7 protein-coding genes and 1 pseudogene are annotated in these 7396 nt (G+C 48.3%); 1 reads left to right on the top strand and 7 read right to left on the bottom strand.

Features of this window, described 5'->3' with window-relative positions:
• Positions 1 to 163 precede the first annotated feature (163 nt).
• The 7 genes and pseudogenes from COW15_RS15140 to COW15_RS15115 form a co-directional block, all read right to left on the bottom strand.
• A complete protein-coding gene (locus COW15_RS15140; protein WP_293633333.1) occupies positions 164 to 751 on the bottom strand; it encodes a DMP19 family protein in 588 nt (195 codons plus the stop codon).
• Positions 752 to 1253: 502 nt separating this feature from the next.
• Positions 1254 to 1640 carry a DUF971 domain-containing protein gene (locus COW15_RS15135; protein WP_293633332.1) on the bottom strand — a complete coding sequence of 129 codons (387 nt, stop codon included), beginning with the start codon at positions 1638 to 1640 and terminating at the stop codon, positions 1254 to 1256.
• Positions 1641 to 1830: 190 nt separating this feature from the next.
• Entirely contained in the window at positions 1831 to 3159 is a 1329-nt protein-coding gene (gene hslU / locus COW15_RS15130; protein WP_293633331.1) for an ATP-dependent protease ATPase subunit HslU, read from the bottom strand.
• A 19-nt stretch (positions 3160 to 3178) separates the two neighbouring features.
• Entirely contained in the window at positions 3179 to 3703 is a 525-nt protein-coding gene (gene hslV, locus COW15_RS15125) for an ATP-dependent protease subunit HslV (RefSeq protein ID WP_007651135.1), read from the bottom strand.
• 160 nt (positions 3704 to 3863) lie between these two features.
• Positions 3864 to 4058: pseudogene (locus COW15_RS20770) on the bottom strand (dihydrofolate reductase); the annotation flags it as partial.
• A gap of 15 nt (positions 4059 to 4073) precedes the next feature.
• Entirely contained in the window at positions 4074 to 4349 is a 276-nt protein-coding gene (locus COW15_RS15120) for a hypothetical protein (RefSeq protein WP_293633330.1), read from the bottom strand.
• Positions 4350 to 4755: 406 nt separating this feature from the next.
• Positions 4756 to 5358 carry a response regulator gene (locus COW15_RS15115; RefSeq protein ID WP_293633340.1) on the bottom strand — a complete coding sequence of 201 codons (603 nt, stop codon included), beginning with the start codon at positions 5356 to 5358 and terminating at the stop codon, positions 4756 to 4758.
• Positions 5359 to 5564: 206 nt separating this feature from the next.
• Here COW15_RS15115 and COW15_RS15110 point away from each other — a divergent pair, with 206 nt between their 5' ends.
• Positions 5565 to 7370 carry a PhnD/SsuA/transferrin family substrate-binding protein gene (locus COW15_RS15110; RefSeq protein WP_293633329.1) on the top strand — a complete coding sequence of 602 codons (1806 nt, stop codon included), beginning with the start codon at positions 5565 to 5567 and terminating at the stop codon, positions 7368 to 7370.
• Positions 7371 to 7396 lie beyond the last annotated feature (26 nt).

Below are 7396 nucleotides of genomic sequence, written 5' to 3'. Positions count from 1 at the left end.
GGCTTTCAACTCCGTTAGGGGCGTCTTGGAGCATCCAAGGAGGATAGGACGAGCAGTCCTCCTTGGTCGGGTGTGGGGTGAAGCCCCACGACTTTAAACTTAAAAAGACTACTGAAAAGTATCGCTAAATTACTTGCGTAAAGTACTCAAAGTAAACCCGCAATCATTCGATTGCGTTAACCAATCCCGTTTGTATTGCATAGCTCTCTAGCTTGATATCAAGATTATCCAAGTCTTTATAAAACTCATCATCGAGTTGATTGAGTCGGGTTTCGGCTACTGGATTATCGGTTGCGGCGAGGCGTTGGCCTCTGTCGGTAGGGACGGGATGGTCGCCAAATACCGCCTGTTTAGCCTGTTGTAATAGGGCCAACGAGTGCAAAGCGCCAATTTGCCGAAGGCCGCGCTCGGCAACAGCATAATGCTCGCCCGATGAGTTATCGAAATACTGGATAAAGCCACCGTTGTAGACTTCGCCAGAGAGACAATTGACTGCGTAATAGTGCTGCGCCGCTTCGCTTAACGTGTGAAAGCCCTGTTTATCGTCGTGCACCTGCACCACAATATCTCGCCACAGCGCTCTAAAAGGGCAGGTTTTATCTAATTCCCGCTCCTTTTGGTAATAGACTTTTGCCTGTTCGATATTTTCACGATTGCCATTTTTGCAGGGCATACATAAGCCTGCGTTTCGCTCGGCGGTGCTTGGCATGATTAAGGTTTGGCAGGTTGTGCAGGGGACTTTTTCCGACATTATCTTTCCTTAGATACTCGAGTCAGCAAGAGAAGTAACAGATTCACAAACTACCCATGGAATTAATCAAGACACCCATTGTTAAATTTTACAATGCAGATGGCTCCTTGGTATTAACAGCTTACGCCGAAGTTACAGAATACACATCCCCTCGGAGTTGCCGCAGGGCATTAGCGTTCGTTGCGTGAGCGAGGCATGGATGCCGAGATAGCGTCAGTCGAATCAGGGACGAGCGTCTGACGCGATAGCATTAGAACGTTTAATGCCCAAGGGGCCTTCAACTCCGTTAGGGGCGTCTTGGAGCATCCAAGGAGGATAAGACGAGTAGTCCTCCTTGGTCGGGTGTGGGGTGAAGCCCCACGACTTTAACTCGAAATGATATCTTAGTTAACGCAGAGCTTAATGGTTAGATTAATAAATTAAGAATTGCTGTAATGCCACTTAATTTAACTCGCCACCAATTGTCTAAATCTCACAATTAAGCGTCCACTTAGCTAACCTACTAGTTGTACTTAATATTCATCGCGATTAGGGGTTCGCGTGAAGCCTTTTCAGCTCGCAGGCGGGCGAGGTATTTCTCCCATAGATCCACTTGGTGGGTGGCGAGATCGTAGAGCACTTTCCACGAGAATAGGCCTGTGTCGTGGCCATCATCGAAGACGATTTTTACCGCGTAATTGCCCACAGGTTCGATGCTGGTGATATTGACGTTTTTCTTGTGGGTGACCAGTTTGGGATTGCCGTGACCATGTACTTCCGCCGAGGGCGAGTAGACTCTGAGCATTTCGCAGCTGAGTTGATATTGCTCGCCATTATCGAAGCTGATTTCTAGAATGCGCGATTTACGCTTTAGCTTAAGATCGGTGACATTGGGTGTGGTAGTCGTCATAGTCGGTTGCCAAGAAACTGCGAGGAATGGGCAAGCTGTAACATAACAATTTGTGGCTAAGGTTACAAAGTATTGGCCTTAGCCACGGTCACAATTTTGCATTTATGTCCGCCATGTGGGCTGTCTTTTACTACCATACATGGCGGATATTGTGCGCTAATCGGTTAGAGCAATTCGTTAGAGCTATCCGTTAAAGGATAAAGCGGCTTAAGTCTTCGTCCTGCACCAGATTATCTAAATGTGCACTCACATAGTCGGCATCAATCACAAACGAACTGCCAGACTTGTCGGAAGCATCATAGGAGATATCTTCCATCAGCCTTTCCATCACAGTGTGCAGACGACGGGCGCCGATATTTTCGGTGCGTTCGTTCACTTGCCATGCGGCCTTGGCGATGCTCTCGATACCCGACTCGGTAAACTCGACTTTAACGCCTTCGGTGCCCATTAGCGCCACATATTGCTCGGTGAGCGAGGCGTGTGGCTCGGTCAGAATACGTTTAAAATCATCGGCCGACAGCGGATCTAGTTCAACACGAATGGGCAGACGACCTTGTAGCTCAGGGATTAAATCCGATGGCTTAGACATCTGGAATGCACCCGAGGCGATAAACAGGATATGGTCGGTTTTGACCATGCCGTGTTTGGTGGTCACAGTGCAGCCCTCGACTAAAGGCAGTAAATCGCGCTGTACCCCTTCGCGGGACACATCTGGGCCTGAGGTTTCGCCTCGCTTACAGATTTTGTCGATTTCATCGAGGAACACTATGCCGTGTTGCTCAACCAATTCAATGGCTTGCTCTTTTAAATCTTCCTGATTCACCAGTTTAGCCGCTTCTTCTTCGATCAACAGCTTAAAGGCTTCTTTGATCTTCATCTTGCGGCGTTTGGCCGGTGCTTGACCCATATTTTTAAACAGGCTTTGCAGTTGGTTGGTCATTTCTTCCATGCCAGGTGGCGACATGATTTCGACGCCGATTTGTGGTTGCGCCACATCGATATCGATTTCTTTGTCGTCCAATTGACCTTCACGCAGTTTTTTGCGGAAGATTTGACGGGTGTTTGAACTTGAGTCGGTTTCAGTGCTTTCCCAGTCGTTTTTTGGTTTAGGTAACAGGGCATCGAGAATGCGTTCTTCGGCATGTTCTTCGGCGCGTTGGCGACACTTGCCCATTTGCTGTTCACGGGTCAGTTTGATGGCGATATCGGTCAAATCGCGGATGATTTGTTCGACTTCTTTACCGACATAACCCACTTCGGTGAACTTAGTCGCTTCAACCTTGATGAAAGGCGCGTTTGCCAGCTTGGCTAAACGGCGGGCAATTTCAGTTTTACCAACACCGGTTGGGCCAATCATTAGGATGTTTTTTGGGGTGACTTCTTGGCGGAAATCGGCGTCCAGCTGCATGCGGCGCCAGCGATTACGTAGGGCGACGGCGACGGAGCGTTTGGCCTTTTTCTGACCTATGATATGTGCATCCAGCTCGTGGACAATCTCACGGGGGGTCATTTCAGACATAATATTCCTCACGGGCTGTTTAGTAATTGAGTTCTTCAATCGTTTTGAATTGATTGGTAAATACGCAGATATCGCCCGCAATCGTTAAGGATTTTTCGGCGATTTCCAGCGCCGACAACTCGGTATTTTGCAATAGGGCGAGCGCTGCGGCTTGGGCATAATTACCACCCGAGCCGATAGCGACTAAGTCATATTCTGGCTGCACTACATCACCGTTACCCGTGATGATAAGTGAAGCCTCGGCATCAGCCACGACCAACATAGCCTCCAGTTTGCGCAGTATTCGGTCGGTACGCCAATCTTTGGCAAGTTCGACGGCCGAGCGCAGTAAATGACCTTGGTGCATTTCGAGTTTGCCCTCAAAACGCTCGAATAGGGTAAAGGCATCGGCGGTGCCGCCTGCAAAGCCGGCTAGTACCTTATTGTGATATAAGCGACGCACTTTCTTGGCGTTACCTTTCATCACGGTATTGCCTAAGGAGACTTGGCCATCGCCGGCGATGACAACTTGATTATTACGGCGTACTGATACGATAGTGGTCACAATGAATCCTCTTCTGGCCCGCAGCAAAGTTGCGGTGAATGATGGGATAGATATGGGGATCGATGACAAAAATTCAAGTTATCGCGAGAAAAGCCAAAGGAGTTTGCGATCTTCCGCCCCCCTTTGACAGCAAAAATAAGCGCTTATTGGGAAAGGGCTAGTCATCCTCGAAGGATTGGTTTTTTTCAAAGCGGTTACGTTCTATCGCAGTGGTATCGATAGTGTCGATAGAGGCATGATAACCAAGGTCCTTATCGGGATTGCCACTGGGATGTTGATTTAAAAAATCGATACCTCCATCCGGCGTTGCAATATAACCATCGAGTGAGATGGCAATAAATACAGAGGTTTGTATTTATCTTCCTTGATGTTATTTACGCGAGTGCTTGTCTAATGATGCTTTCAGTGCCTGTTGCTGCGCAAGGCAATCCTGTTTCGCTTTGCCCGACATATCTGCACAACTCTGCCCTTTATCTGGGCCTTCCAACATGGCCGCCGCAACATAGACAGCAGCATCGGCCGCACTGCATTCTTGCTGGCTGTAGGGAGAGTTTGTATCACATTTTGAGTTAAATGGCCCAACGCAGGCGCTAATACAGGTCAAAGTGAAGAAGCTAAAGCTTAGGGATATTAATGATTTAAACATGTTATCTTCCATGATTGTCGTTATTTGAAATGGTTAGAAATTATATAATGGGTTTACAGAGAGTGCCTAGAGCTGGAACGGACCATTTTTACTTTAGGTGTTATTTGGGGTGAGGAAATTCGTTAGTGAGACTCATAAAAAATCCCCAAGGGAACTGGCGCCCTTGGGGGAAGGTTCAAAAGCAGTGGATCTTTAATGCCTGCGGGGCATAAAGGAGAGAACCTAGGGCGAGTGTGGCAGTTTATGCCTAGGTGCACAAAGCTAAATACCCAAACTGCGACAGCTTGTCGCAGGTAGGATGAAAGTTACGCAGCTACGACATCTTTAATGGTCTAGGACAAATGGGTTTAATGGTTAAATCATTATGAGTGGCAAAAGGCGTCGCCCATATTTAGCTGACATAGTTTTATAAGACAGAACTCAGATTACCTAAGTGTTGTACTAACTCCGCCATATTGCTGACTTCGAGCTTTTTCATAATCTTAGCGCGATGCACTTCGATGGTTCTTAAGGATAAATACATGGCCTCGGAGATCTGCTTATTGGTCATGCCTTGGATAACATGGGCCAACACTTGCTGCTCGCGTTCGGTCAGTTGGGCAAATTTGTGTTGCAGGCTTTGTTGTTCAAAACTGGTTTGGCTTTCACGCTGTGCCTTTTCTATCGCTTGCACTAATGCCTTGCCGGACACAGGCTTTTGGAAAAAGTCACAGGCTCCTTTACGGAAGGCGCTCAGCGCCATGGGTAAATCACCGTGGCCAGTTAAAAATATCACCCCTAGTGGGCTTTGGGTTTCGAGTAGCTTTTGCTGTACTTCTTGGCCGGTGATCTCCGGCATTCGGCTATCTAAGATCACGCAGCCCGCTTGCGTTAACGGGCATAGCGCTAAAAAATCCAGTCCACTGTTAAAGGTTTGTACTTGATAGCCAAATTGCCCGAGCATAAAGCCTAAGGAATCGAGTATCGCCTCATCATCATCGACTAAATACAGTGGCAGTTTGGTGGACATGGTTTCCCCTGCGGTGGTTTGCAACTCCATCAGCTTAAGCCTGCCCTGTAGCTGGCTCAATTTAAAGCCTAGGTCTTGGGAGGTGTATCACTAAATTAGCCAAATCCCATGGGGTGAATCCCAGAGTTTGGTGCCATTCACAGCTTAACTAGGGCCAAACGCATAGAGTATTTCGAATACAAAGGCATATAAGACAAGGCGATAGCATGGGTGCTTGGTATAGGACGCTGGTGGTGAGTTGTATCTTGAGCCTGATAGGACTCAATCTAACCTATGCCGATGAACAGCCACAGGTGAACCATTTTAGAGTCGGGGTGCTGGCTAATCATGGGGTGTTGCAGGCGAAACAACGCTGGCAACCTATGATGGATTACTTGAGCGAAAATGTTCCCAATAGCCGTTTTGAAGTGGTGCCCGTCGATTTTAATGGTATGCGCAGTCAGTTACTCAGCCACGACTTGCAGTTTATCGTCACTAACCCCGGCCAGTATCTGCATTTGAGTAATAACTTCCCACTCTCTTGGCTCGCGACCATGAAGAGCCGTAAGCATCAGGGCAGCACTTTTACCATAGGCGCTACTATTATTGTGCATGCCGATAGCCCGATCCGCAGCTTGCAGGATTTGCGTGGCAAGAGTGTGGTGGCCAGCGATCCTCAGGCGCTGGGTGGCTATCAGGCGGCGATGGGATTGCTGCATAAAATGGGTTATCTGCCGGAGCAATTCTTCGGTCGAGTGCGATTTTTAGGGTTTCCTTTAGAGCCACTGATCTATCAAGTGCGCGATAGCAATGCCGATGCCGCCATTGCGCCTTTTTGCACCCTAGAGGAAATGATCGAAACCGGGCTTATCAATCAGGCCGATTATCGGGTGATCCATCCAACCAATCCACCCGGATATGATTGCGAGGTCAGCACTCAACTCTACCCCAGTTGGTCATTTGCGGCGGCAGATACGGTTTCGCCGCGCATTACCATGCAAATCACCCGCGCCCTATTTGACTTGCCCGCCGACCATGTTGCCGCTATTACCGCCGATACCTTAGGCTGGACGGCGCCGGTGAGTCAGCTAAAGGTGATTGAATTATTTAAAGAATTGCAGCTGCAAGGCGCGGCACCGCCCCTGTATCAAACTGTTTATAAATGGATGGAGAAAAACAAAGAGTGGGGCGGGGCATTACTGCTGATCTTTATCGTATCGACCATTTATCACCTGTGGCTCGAATATAAATTTCGCCAAAAGAGCGAGTTCTTAGTCAGCACCGAGCGGCAATTAAAAGATAAAGCCTTGCAGCTAGAGCGGCTACAGAGTGCGGCGATTCTAGGGGAGATTGGTGCAGGCCTTGCCCATGAGCTGAATCAACCGATTGCGGCCATTACCCAATACAGTGAAGGCGCCATGTTACAGCTAGAAAGACTGGGGCAAGATAATCCTGAACTCTATGATATTTTGGGTAAAATCAACGCGCAATCGATACGGGCAGGCGCCGTTGTGCATCGAATTCGCGGTTTACTTAAGCGCCGTCAGGCTAAGGCTGAGCCGCTCAATATCACCTTAGTGGTTAAAGATGCCTTAGCCTTATTACGCCGCGAATTAGACCGAGCTGGGGTACAAGTTGACGTACAAGTGCAAGGTAACTCCTTTGAATTAATGGGCGACAGTGTTGGCCTAAGTCAAATGTGGGTCAATTTGGTGAAAAATAGCCTAGATGCGCTGGATGCCTGTGAGGATAACCGTGCGCGTCAGTTAAGGATTGAGATCCATTATCAGCTCAATGAAATCAAAGTATTGGTCATTGATAACGGCGAAGGACTACAGGGGCAGGCAAGTGAGCTAATGGCCTCGTTTGCCTCCACCAAAGATACAGGGCTCGGATTAGGCTTAGCGATTTGTAAGGATGTCGTCAGCCGTCACCATGGCAGTATTGAGATTGAAAACTGTAAACAATCGGCACAAGTCTTACTGCCGTGGCAACAGGGCTGTGTGGTGACGGTCATATTACCTCGGGAATAACACCAAAATACTAGGATGAACATGCC

This window comes from Shewanella sp. CG12_big_fil_rev_8_21_14_0_65_47_15, assembly GCF_002783505.1.
Taxonomy (GTDB): domain Bacteria; phylum Pseudomonadota; class Gammaproteobacteria; order Enterobacterales; family Shewanellaceae; genus Shewanella.
This window is presented reverse-complemented; position numbering and strand designations above follow the sequence as displayed.